10 protein-coding genes are annotated in these 14,810 nt (G+C 62.7%); 3 read left to right on the plus strand and 7 right to left on the minus strand.

Features of this window, described 5'->3' with window-relative positions; genetic code table 11:
• The 3 genes from NKH31_RS09295 to NKH31_RS09305 all read right to left on the minus strand — a co-directional run bounded on the left by NKH31_RS09295 (position 1) and on the right by NKH31_RS09305 (position 6,812).
• A complete protein-coding gene (locus NKH31_RS09295; protein ID WP_254861511.1) occupies positions 1-3,288 on the minus strand; it encodes a hypothetical protein in 3,288 nt (1,095 codons plus the stop codon).
• A gap of 882 nt (positions 3,289-4,170) precedes the next feature.
• On the minus strand, positions 4,171-6,234 hold the full coding sequence (gene uvrB, locus NKH31_RS09300; RefSeq protein WP_254864795.1) for an excinuclease ABC subunit UvrB: 2,064 nt from the start codon (positions 6,232-6,234) through the stop codon (positions 4,171-4,173).
• 74 nt (positions 6,235-6,308) lie between these two features.
• Positions 6,309-6,812, minus strand: a complete 504-nt coding sequence (locus tag NKH31_RS09305) for a DUF4397 domain-containing protein (RefSeq protein WP_254861512.1) — start codon at positions 6,810-6,812, stop codon at positions 6,309-6,311.
• A gap of 343 nt (positions 6,813-7,155) precedes the next feature.
• Here NKH31_RS09305 and NKH31_RS09310 point away from each other — a divergent pair, with 343 nt between their 5' ends.
• Both NKH31_RS09310 and NKH31_RS09315 read left to right on the plus strand, forming a co-directional pair.
• Entirely contained in the window at positions 7,156-7,425 is a 270-nt protein-coding gene (locus NKH31_RS09310; RefSeq protein WP_254861513.1) for a DUF7553 family protein, read from the plus strand.
• Between the two features lie 267 nt (positions 7,426-7,692).
• Positions 7,693-8,448: a DUF5518 domain-containing protein gene (locus NKH31_RS09315; RefSeq protein WP_254861514.1), complete on the plus strand. Its 756-nt coding sequence runs from the start codon at positions 7,693-7,695 to the stop codon at positions 8,446-8,448.
• 33 nt (positions 8,449-8,481) lie between these two features.
• On the opposite strand, the gene NKH31_RS09320 is transcribed toward NKH31_RS09315, so the two are convergent.
• Positions 8,482-9,612: an ORC1-type DNA replication protein gene (locus NKH31_RS09320; protein WP_254861515.1), complete on the minus strand. Its 1,131-nt coding sequence runs from the start codon at positions 9,610-9,612 to the stop codon at positions 8,482-8,484.
• Positions 9,613-9,809: 197 nt separating this feature from the next.
• Here NKH31_RS09320 and NKH31_RS09325 point away from each other — a divergent pair, with 197 nt between their 5' ends.
• A complete protein-coding gene (locus NKH31_RS09325; protein ID WP_254861516.1) occupies positions 9,810-10,091 on the plus strand; it encodes a DUF378 domain-containing protein in 282 nt (93 codons plus the stop codon).
• A 31-nt stretch (positions 10,092-10,122) separates the two neighbouring features.
• On the opposite strand, the gene NKH31_RS09330 is transcribed toward NKH31_RS09325, so the two are convergent.
• The 3 genes from NKH31_RS09330 to NKH31_RS09340 form a co-directional block, all read right to left on the minus strand.
• Positions 10,123-12,150 (minus strand): MutS-related protein, encoded by a 2,028-nt coding sequence (locus tag NKH31_RS09330; protein WP_254861517.1) that lies wholly within the window; start codon positions 12,148-12,150, stop codon positions 10,123-10,125.
• A gap of 433 nt (positions 12,151-12,583) precedes the next feature.
• Positions 12,584-13,783 carry a CaiB/BaiF CoA transferase family protein gene (locus NKH31_RS09335; RefSeq protein WP_254861518.1) on the minus strand — a complete coding sequence of 400 codons (1,200 nt, stop codon included), beginning with the start codon at positions 13,781-13,783 and terminating at the stop codon, positions 12,584-12,586.
• A 491-nt stretch (positions 13,784-14,274) separates the two neighbouring features.
• Positions 14,275-14,760: an Lrp/AsnC family transcriptional regulator gene (locus NKH31_RS09340; protein ID WP_254861519.1), complete on the minus strand. Its 486-nt coding sequence runs from the start codon at positions 14,758-14,760 to the stop codon at positions 14,275-14,277.
• Between the last annotated feature and the right edge of the window lie 50 nt (positions 14,761-14,810).

Genomic DNA, 14,810 nt, shown 5'->3' on the forward strand with positions numbered 1-14,810 from the left:
TTATTCCCAGACCTCGTCGAATTCGACACCGTAACTCAGTTTGAGGTTCTCGTCCGTCCAGCCACCAGGACCTGCGTTTCGGCCGGCCGCGTCCTGCAATTCGACCGGTACGATCTTCCTAGACGCGTTCGGTAGATCACCGATGTCGATTCCGTAGACCACGTCATCGGCGACCAACTCGTCACCGCCGGGTGGCACGTAACTCAACTCGAGGTAGAGCTCGCTGTAGTCGTCAGACGCGTATTCGCCGGCGACGGCAACTCGATGGCCTCGCAAACAGATGAGCAGCTTTTCCAGCGAATAGGACCCTCTGAGCGTTTCGCGGGCATCTTCGTCGGTTCCCTGGTTCACCGAAACACCAGCGAACCGGTCGTCGTTGTTTGGATACAGCCTGACGGCGTCGATTCCCGTTTCCATCTCTGTGAGCGCTCGATACACGTTAGACGGGTGCTCGTTGTCGCCCGTCCCGTCCTGAATCTGGTAGTGCGCATGATTTTGTGGGTACGTTTCGACCTCTTCCGTGACGTACTGACCGTAGTTCGGAACGAGAAACTCCGGACCGCTTTCGGGTACGTCTCGCTCGTCGAGATCCGTCCAATCGAACCGAAACAGGTGATAGAGCAGTGGATCCTCGACAGCTGCGTAAAATTCGTTCACCTTCGGGGTGACGTATTCGTCGTCCGTTTGCTCGACCAGCTGCTCTTTTAGGTCGTGGATTGAATTGTACCACCAGTTCTGTTCCGGTCCGGACAGCCACCGTTGCTCGACGTCGAGTTGGCTTCGACCGTCCACGTCATCGTTCCCGAGCTGATCGCCGTTTTCGTAGACGTTCGGAAACTCGGGACGGGACGAGAACTCCGATTTCCACCGGAGACTGGATTGATCGGACGTGAATGGGAACTCGGGGCGATACGGGAATTGTGACTGCCAGCGGTCGGTGGTTCGCTCTCCCGCTTGCCGATCGTTCAGGTTCGGCCGGTGTTCGTGGAACTCGCCAAGCTTGAGACGATGGAGCGCCGGACACAGGTAGTTCGGCTTGTTCGCATTATCCTCGTAGTGAACGATCGGCCGGACGTAGAGCGTGCCGCCGGTTTTGATCCGATCGATCTCCTGGACGAGTTCGATATAGAGCTGGTACTCGTTCGTTGACGACCCCGACACCGGCCGCAACATCGCCTGGGCCGTCTCGTCGCCGAGCGGTCGAGTCAGCGAGGTGAACGCCGAAATCTGACGATTGAGGTCCGATCGACCGTCGTCTACCTGTACGTCCGTGGTACGGCGAGCGAATCCGAACAGTGGATCCGCCGGATCGGCGAACGTCCCGTTCACTCCGTCGCTCGCGGTCGATTCGTACGCCGGTCCGTAGACGCTGTGCTCGAGATGTCTGAGTACTTCGTCCTCGTCGAGGACGTTCGCCGCGATCTCGGTGGCGATCGAGACGACATCGAGAGCGAGGACGCCCCACCCGATTCCTGGAATTAGCCTGGCGGGGAGCCGCGACCCGAGCATCCGTGCGACGCGGCGCTCGTTGAGGAGACTCATCGCCCCCAGACCCGACTGGAGCCCGGTCGAAAACGCCTTCAACGTATCGCCCTCCGAGTAGTGCTCGATCGTCGCGGAAACGTTACTCACGACCGTCAGCGCGGAGATTGCGTTTGCGGTAACGCTAAGCCCTCGAACGACGACCACCGACCGGACGCCGGGAGAACTCGTCGCATCCGCAAAGTCACTCAGCGATTTGGCGGTTCCGACGAAGGTCGTGAACGCGTCGCGTATATCTTCTGGCTCCGGATACTCCGCCTCGCCGGGCTCGAACGCTGACGAGACTTCCGACGTCGCGTGCGCGAACAGGGTCGTAAACTGGACGAGTGCACCGACCGTAGCAGCCGTTTGGCGATGAGCTTCGACCATCGACGGAAACGCCGGGTTTTCCCACTCGTTTTGGGCTGCGATAGTGCTGAGCTCGGCCACGGTCGTCGTTTGCTGGAACAGCTTGGCGTACTCTCCCGTGACGGTCGCGACGTCTTCGATGTCCCACTCGTCGAGATCCCACTTGTCGTCGGATTTTCCATCGAGATCGTCGATCGCATCGGTCAACTCCCCCGGTGTCATTTGTAAACCGAGGACGGCGGTTACGTACTCGATTAACGCAGACCGTCGGTCGTCGACGTCAATTGCGTCGTGATCTGCGTATAGTTGTAAGCCACATTGAAACTCGGATCCGATTTGCATCAGCGCCCGTTGAAGTACGTCTGCGATTCGGGCCCCTTCGTAGTCTGCTAACTGTCCGTCTGAACCGAAATGATCGTCGACGGACCCCGCCGCGATCAATCGCCCTTCGGAGTCGAAGTAGTCGCTAAATCCACTGTCTTTGCCGTCGGGACAGACGTACACGATCGGCGGCGACTCCATCGATTCGATTTCCTGTGTCGAGTACACTGGAGGATCGAAGACGTTCTTCGGATCGATACAGTGTTCGTGATCTCGATTTTCGAACAGGTAATAGAATGCTAGTTGCCCGATCTTCGACTGGGATAGTAACTCGATGTGTGTCCGGAGCGCATCTAACTGCTTTAGGTACGGCAGTTCGGCCAACCACTCAGTGTAGGCATTTCCCGGTCGTCCGAGCTCTCCGGGCGAGGCGTCGATAATCGCGCTCTTGTCGGCGTGAAGTTCCGAAATACTCCTGTGGCTGTACTCCGTTTCGCCGTGGAGGAGTAACAGGACAAGCTTCAGCGCCGAGTTTTCCATCCCCCGTCTGTATGCCACGATTTCCTGGCCATGTTTGTGGAAATGGGTGGGATTTTCCACGTTCTGTTTGGCGCCCTCGATCATCTCCGGGAGCACCATGTGTGGCAAACTTGTGTACGTGGTCACCTGTTCGGTCTTCGACTCTCCCATGAGCTTCTCTTGCCAGGCATCGTACTCACCGAAACCGAGAAGAAAGAGGATTTGATCCGGCCGCACGAGCGTTCCGTGCTGGTTAAAGATTCCCAGCTGACACAACGTATTGAAATACTCCTCCGTATACGCTTCTTGCTCGATCCCGACCGTCTTGCCGGCGGCGGAATCTTCTCCCGCCTGGCCATCCTCGTACTCGCCGACGAGCGAGGAAACGATCTGCCAGAAGAGAATTTTCGATTCGAGTGGTTGACCACGAAACCGTTCGTCAGGTTCGTTCAACGAAACGCCACAGACGTTTCCGGCCAACGAGTCGACGGCCAGGCGATAGCTGTTGGCGAGTCGGTTCGCGCGCTGATCGACCGCTATCGTGTACCCACCGGTCATCGTCCGTCACCGCGCCCGACCGACCGGCGGCTCGATCCCTGCCGACCGGTCAGATCATCGTTCCGTTCGACACCGGGTGCTCGGGCGGTCAGTACCACGCCGCCACGTCCGCACGATTCGTCGAGCCACGTCCCAGGCCTGCCTTTACCGAACGTGGGCTGATCGATCCCGACGCTCGCCGACCGGGTGCGGTCGATGCAGGCCCACTTACGGAAGTGCCATGCCTCGTAGACCCCATCAAGGGCCGGCCGGTAGTTTACACACAGTGTCCTGATCGGCCGACTGCGTGTGCTGAACGTGGCCGAACGTCTTACACAAGTCTGTCGAGCGGGATCGACCCAGTTGCTCGTCTGGGATCGCCGCTCCGCGTCCACCACCTGAACGATACCCGTTCCGCGGTCGGTGTCCGGGCCATTCTGTATCGAACCGTCGATACTCATCGGTCGCACCCTGACTCACCGTGCGCCGTCGCCGTGATCGTGGTGAACGCGGGTGAGCAGGCGAGCGTACTCGGTAGTTCATTGCTGAGATTTCGCCGTCTCTGTGCTGTGCGAGCGGGCGTGATGTATCTTCTCCGCAAAATCTGGATCGACCATCCTGAATTCATTTTTGTCTCTCCCGCCATCGCTGTACTGAGCGTTGACGTTGATATATCGCGTCTCGAGCCCGGGAACTTATAGCTGGGACTTACCTCGAATTCAGTTAGTAACTTACCCTATGGTAACTGCCACCGCCGATCGCCGTTGCTCCCGCGCGGATGGCTACGTGCAGTCATCCCACGTCAACGTCCAGAATCAGCGATTCACATCGAACGCGGACACACGCCGTGATGAGCGTACAAAGCGCGGGAGTCAAGCGTCGGTTCGATTTGGTCTGCGCCCCTCAGAACTCGTCCGCCGGCGGGGCGATCCCTTCCTCGTCGTCACCGTGGCCGGCGAGGTCGAACTCCTCTCGCACCTCGATGATGCGATCGCGAATGTCGGCGGCCAGCTCGAACTCCAGGTTGCTCGCCGCCTCGTCCATTCGGTCTTCGAGTTCTTCGACGTAGCGGGCGGCCTCGTCGTCGCCGTCGAGTTCACGTCCGGAGATCGTCGTGGTGTCGGTCTTGCTACCCGGGAGATTCGTCTCGCTGACGTCCTTTTCGATCGTCGTCGCTTCGAACCCGTGTTCTTCGTTGTACTCCTGCTGGATTTCGCGGCGGCGCTGGGTCTCTTCGATCGCCGACTCCATCGCGTTCGAGGGCTCGTCGGCGTAGAGGATCACCTCGCCGTTGACGTTTCTGGCCGCTCGCCCCATCGTCTGGACGAGCGTCGTTTCGCTCCTGAGGAATCCCTCCTGGTCGGCGTCGAGGATGGCGACCAGGCTCACTTCGGGGATGTCCAGACCCTCTCGAAGGAGGTTGATGCCGACGAGGACGTCGATCTCGCCCAGTCGGAGCGAACGGATGATCTCGTGACGTTCGAGCGTGTCCGTCTCGTCGTGCATGTAGGCGACGTCGACGCCCGATTCCTCTAGATACTCCGTTAGATCCTCGGCCATGCGCTTGGTGAGCGTCGTCACCAGCGTTCGCTCGTCCCGGTCGATTCGCTCGTCGATTCGGCCCATCAGATCGTCGATCTGGCCGGTCGCGTCGGCGACCTCGACCTTCGGGTCGACGAGGTGCGTCGGCCGAACGATCTGCTCGACGATGTTGTCGGAGTGGTCGCGCTCGTAGTCGGCCGGCGTCGCCGTGACGAACAGCGTTCGGTCGGTCTTTTCTTCGAACTCCTCGAAGGTGAGCGGCCGGTTGTCGTAGGCGGTGGGGAGTCTGAACCCGTTCTCGACGAGCGAGTCCTTGCGGGACTTATCGCCCGCGAACTGGCCCTTGATCTGCGGGATCGTCTGGTGTGACTCGTCGATGACGGTGAGGTAGTCGTCGGGGAAGTAATCGAGCAGCGTGTACGGCGTGTCTCCCGGTTCGCGGTCGGAGAGATAGACCGAGTAGTTCTCGATGCCCGAGCAGTAACCCGCCTCCGCCATCATCTCTAAGTCGAACGTGGTGCGCTCTTCGATCCGCTGGGCGGCGATCAGGTCGCCCTGGCGCTCGAAGTACGAGATGCGCCGATCTAGGTCCTCGCGGATCTCGTCCATCGCCCGCTCCAGTCTGGGTTCGGGAATCGAGTAGTGTTCGGCCGGGTGGACGAGCACGGCGGGCTCTTCGCTCACGACTTTCCCTTCCATCGGGTCTACCTTCAGCATCCGGTCGATCTCGTCGCCCCAGAGTTCGACGCGGACGGCGTAGCGGCCGTACATCGGGAAGATCTCGAGCGTGTCGCCGCGGACGCGAAACGTCCCCTGGGAGAAGTCGACGTCGTTTCGCTCGTAGTTCAAATCGACCAGCCGTTTCAAGAGTTCGTCGCGACCGGTCTCTTCGCCCACTTCGAGACGCATCGACATGTCGACGTAGTTTCGCGGGTCACCGAGCCCGTAGATGGCCGACACCGACGCGACCACGATGACGTCGTCTCGCGTCAGCAGCGACCGGGTGGCCGAGTGGCGCAGCCGATCGATCTCGTCGTTGATCGAGGCGTCCTTGTCGATGTAGGTGTCGGTCTGTTCGACGTACGCTTCGGGCTGGTAGTAGTCGTAGTAGGAGACGAAGTACTCGACGGCGTTGTTCGGAAAGAGGGTCCGAAACTCCTCGTAGAGCTGGGCGGCGAGGGTCTTGTTGTGGGCGATGACGAGCGTCGGTTGCTGGAGCTGCTCGACCGTCCACGAGACGGTGTTGGTCTTGCCCGACCCCGTCACGCCGAGCAGCGTTTGCTTCTCGGCGCCGGCTTCGTAGCCGCGGACGAGACCCTCGATGGCCTCGGGCTGGTCGCCCGCCGGCTCGAACGGCGCGTCGACCGCGAAGGGCTGGTCGGCGTCTGGTCGATCCGGCTGGAGGGGTCCCTCGGTGTTGCTCACGGTGAGACCCATTGTGGCCGAAGAACCTTGACGGACTCGGTGTGCGACGTAAAAATAGGCCGCGTGCGATTCGGTTACGTCTCGTCGGCTCGCTCCCGGTCGACCTCGAGCAGTACCTCGAACGCACGGTCTTCGAGCCCTTCCGGCGGCTGGAGTAGCCCGATCGCGAAGGCCGAGTAGATCGTCCCCGCCTCGACGGCGACGTCCGCGTCGAAGACGACGGTCTCCGGATCGCCCGCCGCGGTGACTTTAACGCGGTACGTTCCCGGATCGACCGCGAGGTACGGCGAGACGGTCCGGTAGGGGACGTCCTCGAGGACGACGTCGCCGGCCAGGTAGACGTCGACGTTCGGCGCGTCCGGCGAGAAGTGCGCGACACGGAGTCCGTTCTCCGGCGGCACGATCGGCTCTTCGTCGGCCGGTTCTTTCTCGTCTGTCGGTTCTTCGTCGCCTTTCTCGTCTCTGTGTTCGTCGTCCGTTTCGTCTTTGTGGCTGTCGGCTGCGTAGACGGAACCGGAAACCGCCGCCAGCCCGCTCGCGGCACCGATACCTTTCAACGTGGTACGTCTCGTGGGCATTACGTCCCAGCCAACGAAACTATTCCCAATATAGTCGACAGACTGTCTCATCAGTAAAACACCATTGGGAATGGCGAGTGGGCCGTTCCAGTGCGTTTCGTTCAGAATGGGCCGGATTACTGGGTGCACATCGAACCTGTTGCATTCGAATGACCGGACGGAGTAACCGGTTGTTTGAAACGTCGCGATCGGTCGTTCACCCGGTATCTGCGCGTTTTCCTGGGGAAGTAGGGCCGTGATCGGTCTCCGTTTAACTTCGGCACTGTTTCGGGTCGGACGGCGATCCTTCGCGGCGAGCGAGGGGCACCCACACTTCTTCCATCTGCCCGTAGAAGGCGTCGGTATGTCCGGAACGGGTCACGTTCAGAACGCGCGCCGGGAACTGGAAACCGCCGTCGAACGAGCCGACGACGACGTTCGAGACGACCTGCGCGAGACGGCGGCCGAACTCGCCGCGATCGCGAGCGGCGACCAGCCCGCAGATTACGCCGTCGTCGACGGCTACCTGAACGAACTTCGCCAGACGAAACGAGACGCCGACGACGTCGCCGACGAGATCGACGCGGCGATCGACCACCTCTCCGCGTACCGCGACGACCTGGAACAGGCGTGATATCCGGCGCACCGACGGCCTTCTCGGTCTACGTCGGGTGACGTATCGGTCCCACGTTCGGTGTCTTCTTCGTCCGTCGTTCGGCGACGCTGACTCCCGACGTGCGTCGCCCATCGTCGCGGAACCGGATGACGCGACCGGGCCAGCGCACGTCGCCGCTCCGTTAGACACCTCGACTCGCCGCTCCGTTAGACACTCCGACGACGCCGACCGTCAGGAAGCCGTGAGTACCGGTTTATCACCCTCCCGGTCGTCCGTTCTAGTGTTATGTCTTCGACACCTCCTACCGACGATTCGCACGTACGCCAGACCGACCGCTCGGCCGACTCGCTCGGGGCGGTCGTCGACTGGATCGTGACCGCGTTTCTGGTCCTGGCCGGGCTCTCGATCGCGATCGGCGGGCTGTTCGCCTCGCTCGCGGCCGACCGAGCCCAGATCGAATCGCTCGTCGCCGACGGGACGATCGAGGCCGATCCGCTCACCGACGCGGAACTCGTCGATCTCACCTACGCGCTGGCGTCGACGGGCGGGCTCTGGCTGGTCGTCGTCGGACTCCTGACCGCCGTCGCTGGCGTCGTGTTCTTCGTTTCCCGCCGCCGTACGCGCCGCCAGTTCGCTCTAGAGGAGCGTCCACCGCCGACGGTCGGCACCTACGCGCTCATCGGCGGGATCGTCACGATCGTGGCGTCGTTCGTCCCGCTCGCGCCGATCCTCGGCGGCGGCGTCTCCGGCTACCTCTCGCGTGACGACCGCCACCACGGGCTGGCCATCGGCGGACTGGCCGGGCTCGTCGCGGCGGCCCCGGTCGTCGTCGGCTTTGCCATCCTGTTAGGCGGACTGGCGATCGCCGCGAACGCGCTCGGCCTCGGCTTTGCGACCGTGGCGATCGCGCTCGCGTTCGTCCTGCTCACGATGATCGCCGCGCTCTACGTGGTCGCGCTGAGCGCGCTCGGCGGTTTTCTGGGCGCCTACCTCGCTCGCGATCGGCGCGACGATCGGGCGGCGACGGACGCTGGACACTGAGAACGGTCTCGTCGATTCGAACCGCCGGCCCGACTACTCCAGCCGGTCTAGCACCGCGTCGGTCTCGTACGACAGCGAGAGCGACCGGGAGCGACCGCGACCCTCGATTTCGGCGTAGTCGGCGTCGATCAGGTCGAGCTGGTCGAGCTTGTTGACGATCTCGGAGTAGCGCGTGTAACCGAGGTCGGTCTCCTCGTGGAAGGCTTCGTAGACGTCGCCCGCTTGTTGGCCGTCGTGCTCGGCGATGACGCGCACCAGCGCCCGTTCGGAGTCCGACAGGCCCTGGAGGCTTCGCGAGAGGCTTATGTACTTCGAGGTCTCGAACGCCGCCTCGACGTCCTCGCTCGAGATCGTCTTCGAGCCGCGCATCTCCGCGTTCAGGCCGGCGCGCTTGAAGAGGTCGATGCCGACGCGCAGGTCGCCGCTCTGGGCGGTGAGTTCGGCCACCCGGTCGAGGATCGGGGCGGTGACGACGCCGTCGTTGAACCCGCGCTTGACCCGTTCGCCAAGGATGTCGACGATTTCGCGTTCGTCGTAGACGGGGAAGTAGACGTCCTCTGGTCGGAAGACGCTCTGGACGCGCGCGTCGAGTTCGTCGACGACGTCGAGCGTGGGATCCGAGGAGACGACGATGACGCCGATCTTCGCGCCGGGGTGTTCCTCGTGGGCGCGAAGCAGCGAGTAGAGCGTATCCGAGGCTTCGTTCTCGTAGAAGAGGTAGTTGACGTCGTCCAGCGCGACGACGAGAACCCGATCGTCCTCGACGAGTTGCTCTGCGATCTGTCCGAAGAGCTTCTTGAAGGAGATGCCCGACGAGGGCGGTTCGTAGTCGAAGGTCCCCTCGAAGAGTCGCGAGAAGACGGCGTAGCGCGTCGAGTTCACCTGGCAGTTGACCCGGATCGTCCGGACGTCGCGGGTCTGACCGGCGATCTCGTCGTATAAGCGCTGGACCGCCGTCGTCTTGCCGGTTCCGGGCGGCCCGCGGACGAGCACGTTGAGCGGGCGCGAACCGCGCACGGCGGGGCGCAGCGCGTAGACGAGGCTCTGCATCTGCGAGTCGCGGTGCTGGAACGTCTCCGGGACGTAGTCGATCTCGAAGACGGACTCGTTGCGAAAGACGGTCTCGTCCCAGCCCAACATCCCCTCGTCGGGGTCCCGTTCCATTACTTTCACCTCGCTCTCGAAGCTACGTCAGTGTTTCGGCGTCGGTCGCGTCGTGGCCCCAACGCCGCTGATTCGATTCGCGTTCGAACGCGTTCATCCGAGCGAGAACCCGTCGGATCGGATGGGACTCCTGACAGTCAGAGTGTTCGTGAGCGTTATTTATATTCGCTGACAGCCTACTATCGTTGGTGACGCACATGCGAACTCAAACCCGTCCCAACCTCTCTCCCATCGAGTGGTTCATCATGGCGCTCGTGACCGTCGGTGCAATCAACTGGGGCCTCGTCGGCCTCGAGGGATTCGTCGGTGGCAACCTGAACCTGGTGAACCTCCTCTTCGGGTCCGTCTCGACCATCGAATACTCGGTCTACCTGCTCGTCGGCCTCGCTGGTCTGTCGATCCTCGTCACGGGAATCCGACGCTACCGCAGCCCCGCCGAGGACGCGGCGGAGATCGAACACACCGAACCCGCTCGGTGACCGTTTTTTGCACGCAGTAGCCAGTCGGCCGTCAGTCGAACTTTTCTAACAACCGCTCGTAGAATCCGCCGGCGTCCGTCCCGCCGTCGGCGCTCGCCGTCTCGTCACTATCGACTTCCTCGGCCAACTTCTCGACGATCAGCTCGGGCGTCGAGCGAGCGAGGTGGTCCGGGACGGGTGATCGGTTCACCGCCAGTTCGCCCTCAACCAGTCCCACGGCCTCGATGCCGTCGACGGGGACCTCGTAGTCGGCGGTCTCGCGGATCTCGTCGGCCAGGTGGGAGACGAAGACGGCGGTGGCGTCGCGCGCAGAGAGCGCCTCTAAGATGCCGGCGATGATCTTCGCGCTGGCGCCCGGTTCGGTGATGCTCTCGAGTTCGTCGACCAGCACCAGCCCGCCGTCGGCCCCGGTCGCGAGGTCGGCGAAGCCGCGGACGGTCGCCTCGAAGGCGCCCGCGTCGAGGGTCCCCTGGGTCTTCGCGTGGTAGTGGACGGCGTCGAAGCGCCGGAGTCGAACCCGGTCGGCGGGAACCGGGAGGCCCATGTGCGCCAGGATGACGACGGCCGCCACCAGATCCAGCGTCGAGGTCTTTCCGCCGCTGTTTACCCCGGAGAGAAGGCGGACGCCGTCGACGTCGTAGTCGACCGGGTCGATCGCCGACGGCGGTTCGTCGAGCAGCGGCGAGCGGCCGCCCTCGATGCGGACGTCCGGACCGTCGCCGGCATCCCAGACGAACTCGGCCATCGTACACTCGAAGTCATCTGCGAAGCGGGAAATTGCGAGTTCGACGTCGAGTTCGAGCGCCTGTCGGACCAGGGTCTCGGCGTCACCTCGCAGGTCGGCTAGTTCCGCGGCGAGTGCTTGCTTTCGCCGGACCGCTCGCTGGTCCATCGTCGCCTGGAGCTCCTCGCGCAATCGACCGACCGCGTCGTCGTCGTGGGCGACCGGAAACGTCGGATCGTCGCCGAACGCCCGTTCGGCGAGTTCGGCTTCTCCCGTCGTGAGCCCGAGCGTCTCGACGACGTGTTCGCGAGCCGCGCTCACCGCCTCGTCGTACTCGTCGGCCAGTTCGCGCGAAAACAGCGAGTCCGCGCCGGCGCCCCGTTCGACCAGCGAGAGCAAGTCCGATCCCTCGATCGTGACGTCCTGTTCGGCGATCGCCGCTTTGAGCTGGTCGTTCGCGAGCGATTCGGCGCCGGCGACGACGGTATCCAGGTCGTCGACGGCGCGTTCGAGCCGGTCGAGTTCCTCGTCGCCGGCGACCGTCCCGTCGCTGTCGAACCGATCGAGTCCGTCTTCGAGCGCGGCCGGGTCACAGGGCGGTTCCAGGTCGCTCTCGCGGTGGACGGCGATCGCCGCCTGCAGCCGGTCGCGGTTGGCCGAGAAGAACGCGAGCGGACGTTCGGGGACGATCGCGATCGGGTCGTCGAACGCGTCCGGTCTGACACGGACGTCGCCGTCGACGTCGACGCCGGCGAAGTGCTCGTCGAGTGCGACCACGGTCGCGTAGCCGCGAGCGAGTTCGGCCAGCCCGCGGGCGTCCTCGACGAGTTCGACCGAGAGCTCTGGAAACGCCTCGGTAGCCTCCGCGTACCGTTCGGCGTCGGTCGTCGCGAGACAGCGCTCGCGGACGCGAACGTCGCCCGGCTCGACCGTCGGGGAGACCTCGCGCAGGGCCGCCAGGATGGCCTCGCTTGGCTCCCGTGAGAGCGCGTCGCTCGTCACCGTTCGCGCCTCCTCGATTCGAGACCGGCGCGAACTCGGGTAGAACGTCTCCAGGCGCCGTGCCGCGTAGTCGGTGACGGTTCGCTCCTGGAGACCCGAGAGCAGCTCGCGGTAAATCTCCCCGGTGCGGTCGGTGGCCAGAAAGCCGCCCGGATCGTCGTGTTCGGCCCGAATCGCCGCGCGGGCGATGTGGGCCGCCCGCCCGGGGCTCACCCCTGGCGCGCTCGCGATTTCGGCCACGTCACCCGTCCGAAGCGCCCGTTCCGGGTCGTCGAGTTCGGCCAGCGCCTCGGCCGTCTTCCGTCCGATCCCCGGGATCGCTTCGAGTTCCATCTGCGAGGTGATACGCACGTGTCGAGAAAAACGTATGGGGTCTGGTGTCAACTGGGACCGTCCCTCGCGGTCGTCGCGGCGGCTCACTCTCTGGGTCAACAAAATTGCTACTACTATACAATACAAGTGACCGTTTGAAACGAATAGGGAACGATATTCGAAAGACAACCAATTTGTGCTGTTCTTCTGCTTCATCACGGCTGAATGTTGCTTAAACTAACTTATTTTACCGTTTATGTCCACATCTACTCTCGCACCCTCTCCTTATGATGCGCCTGATGGCAGTTTGGGCGGTTCTAAATCCAGATGTGTATCCGTTGCCCGTACTATAATGTGGAAAATGTGCAATATCGGTGGCGCGTCCCCGTTCTCGGTGACTGGAAGATGACGGCGTAAGGTTGGGGGGTTCGGAGAGCGGATTTTCGGGTCCCGACTACTCGTCCGCCCGAAGCACGCCGGCGTCGACGAGTTGGTCGATCTCCTCGTCGTCGTATCCGACGGCACGAAGGACCGCTCGTGAGTGCTCGCCGAGTCGTGGTGGGTGTGTTTCGATCGACTGGATAGCGTTTCGAAACTTGATGGGAAAGCCGAGGGTGTCGACGTCGCCGACATCCGGGTGATCCATCGTCTGTAGCATCTCTCTCGCCTCCACCTGTGGATCGTCCCAGACGGAGACCGTGTCGTTGATCGGCGCGGCCGGAACGCCCGCCTCTCGAAGCGACTCGAGGAGTTCGTCGACCGAGTAGGACCCGACGGCCGCCGCGACCGCGTCGTTACACGCGTCGTGATTTTCGATCCGGTCGTCGAGCGTTTCGAAGCGTGGGTCGTCGACCAGCTCGTCCGCCCCGACCACGTCGCAAAAACGGTGCCAGTGGCGGTCCGTGATGATCGAGAGGTGAATCTCTCCGTCCGCCGCCTCGAACACGCCCTCGGGTGCGAAGTAGTTGTGCTGTCGACCGAACGGCGGGTACGGTTCACCGGTCGCCAGGCTGTAGGTTGCCCGGGTGGTCAACCCGGCTAGGGCCGCGTCGAGCAGCGAGACGTCGACGAAGTCTCCCTCGCCGGTCTGGCGTCGGTTCAACACCGCGAGTAAAATTCCCTGGACGGCGTACAGCGACGCGTAGACGTCGTTCATCGGCATGCCGGAGCGCATCGGCGGGCTCTCCTCCGAGCGCGTCATCGACATCGCTCCGCTCAGCGCCTGAATGGTCGTGTCGACGCCGTTGTACTCGCGGTACGGTCCGGTGTGACCGAACGCGGAGACCGAACAGTAGATGATCTCCTCGTTGCGCTCGCGGACCGTCTCGTAGTCGATCTCGTAGCGATCTGCGAACGCCGGCGGGAAGTTGAGCAACACGACGTCCGCCCGTTCGGCGAGATCGAGAAACGCCGCTCGACCCTGCTCGCTCGTCACGTCGAGTGCGAGACTTCGCTTGTTTCGATTCGGCGTCAGGTAGTAGAAACTCTCGCCGCCGAGGTCGGGTTCGATCCCGCGCGCGAGTTCACCGCCGGCTGGCCGTTCGATTTTGACGACGTCCGCCCCCATGTCGCCGAGCATCTGTCCGGCGTACGGGCCGGCGACCATCGTGGACAATTCCAGCACGGAGAGACCGTCCAGTGGCTGGCTGGGCATACGTTGGAGTTCTCCCAGGACCTCATAAGCGTTCGTTTCCCACCGGGTACCCGGTCCCGAACTCGCAGGGGTTGGACTCGGTCGGCTGACGGTGATCGTCCCGTCACCGTGATAACCTCGTCCTGACGCCGGTGGTGGTGCTCGGTTGTTGTGTTGTGATACCATGACACTGTCTTGAATGTGGGTGGGCCTGGCCGAGTTATTAACGGGCTTAGTACGTTATCTTGGTACGATCGGCACCGTGTGGTTTCGAAATGCCAGCACACCGTTTCGCTATCGCAGGATCGACCGGCGTCGACGGCTGTTGGACGGAGAGTCGAACGATCGCTCTCGAAACGGCGTATGACCGCCACAGCGAGGGACGCGCTAGTGTGCGGTGAGAAGGCAGATTGATGAACTGGTGTGAGCGGCCAGACCCGGTGTCAGTGACCCGGACGACGCGCGCGGTTCCGGTGGACGGAATCGGGATGTAAACGCGACTCGTTCGCCGACTACGACCCGTCGCTCGTCGGGAAGTACTTGCCCATGTCGGTCTTCCGGTGAGTCTCCAGGAAGAACTCGACGTTTTCGACCTGCTCGATCGCTCTGACGGCGTCGATGCTGTCGTCGACGTCGCCGAGCGACTCGGCCATACGGACCGCGTAGACGTCGAACGACCCGACGCCGGAACTGATGAACCAGTAGGGCATCTCCGCGAGCGTGTCCTTTACCACTTGCTTTGCGTTCGGCGTGTCGCTGACAGTGATCGACAGGCGAAGGACGTGCCAGTCGTGAGCGTTCGGGTTCAGCATGAAGAACGTCGAGGTCGATTCGAACAGGTTCTGGACCCGATAGCGAATCCCCTCGCCGCTCATCTCGTACCCGCGCTGGTCGAGTTGCTGTGAGATGTCGGCGTACGGCGTTCGCGGATCGTTCGAGAGGATCCCCAGGATGATCCGGTCGATTTCGTCCAATCCATCCATCGGTGAGCTGGCCATGGTCTCACATTGGATGGAAGTGACCTAAGACTTCTGTCCTCGACGAATTC

This window comes from Halovivax gelatinilyticus, assembly GCF_024300625.1.
In the GTDB taxonomy this organism is placed as follows: Archaea; Halobacteriota; Halobacteria; order Halobacteriales; family Natrialbaceae; genus Halovivax; species Halovivax gelatinilyticus.

What these genes read in the sequence shown, in the direction of transcription:
- NKH31_RS09295 (WP_254861511.1), bottom strand. Translation starts at nt 3,288, where the DNA reads ATGACCGGTGGGTACACGATAGCGGTCGATCAGCGCGCGAACCGACTC.
- NKH31_RS09305 (WP_254861512.1), bottom strand. Translation starts at nt 6,812, where the DNA reads ATGCCCACGAGACGTACCACGTTGAAAGGTATCGGTGCCGCGAGCGGG.
- NKH31_RS09310 (WP_254861513.1), top strand. Translation starts at nt 7,156, where the DNA reads ATGTCCGGAACGGGTCACGTTCAGAACGCGCGCCGGGAACTGGAAACC.
- NKH31_RS09315 (WP_254861514.1), top strand. Translation starts at nt 7,693, where the DNA reads ATGTCTTCGACACCTCCTACCGACGATTCGCACGTACGCCAGACCGAC.
- NKH31_RS09320 (WP_254861515.1), bottom strand. Translation starts at nt 9,612, where the DNA reads ATGGAACGGGACCCCGACGAGGGGATGTTGGGCTGGGACGAGACCGTC.
- NKH31_RS09325 (WP_254861516.1), top strand. Translation starts at nt 9,810, where the DNA reads ATGCGAACTCAAACCCGTCCCAACCTCTCTCCCATCGAGTGGTTCATC.
- NKH31_RS09330 (WP_254861517.1), bottom strand. Translation starts at nt 12,150, where the DNA reads ATGGAACTCGAAGCGATCCCGGGGATCGGACGGAAGACGGCCGAGGCG.
- NKH31_RS09335 (WP_254861518.1), bottom strand. Translation starts at nt 13,783, where the DNA reads ATGCCCAGCCAGCCACTGGACGGTCTCTCCGTGCTGGAATTGTCCACG.
- NKH31_RS09340 (WP_254861519.1), bottom strand. Translation starts at nt 14,760, where the DNA reads ATGGCCAGCTCACCGATGGATGGATTGGACGAAATCGACCGGATCATC.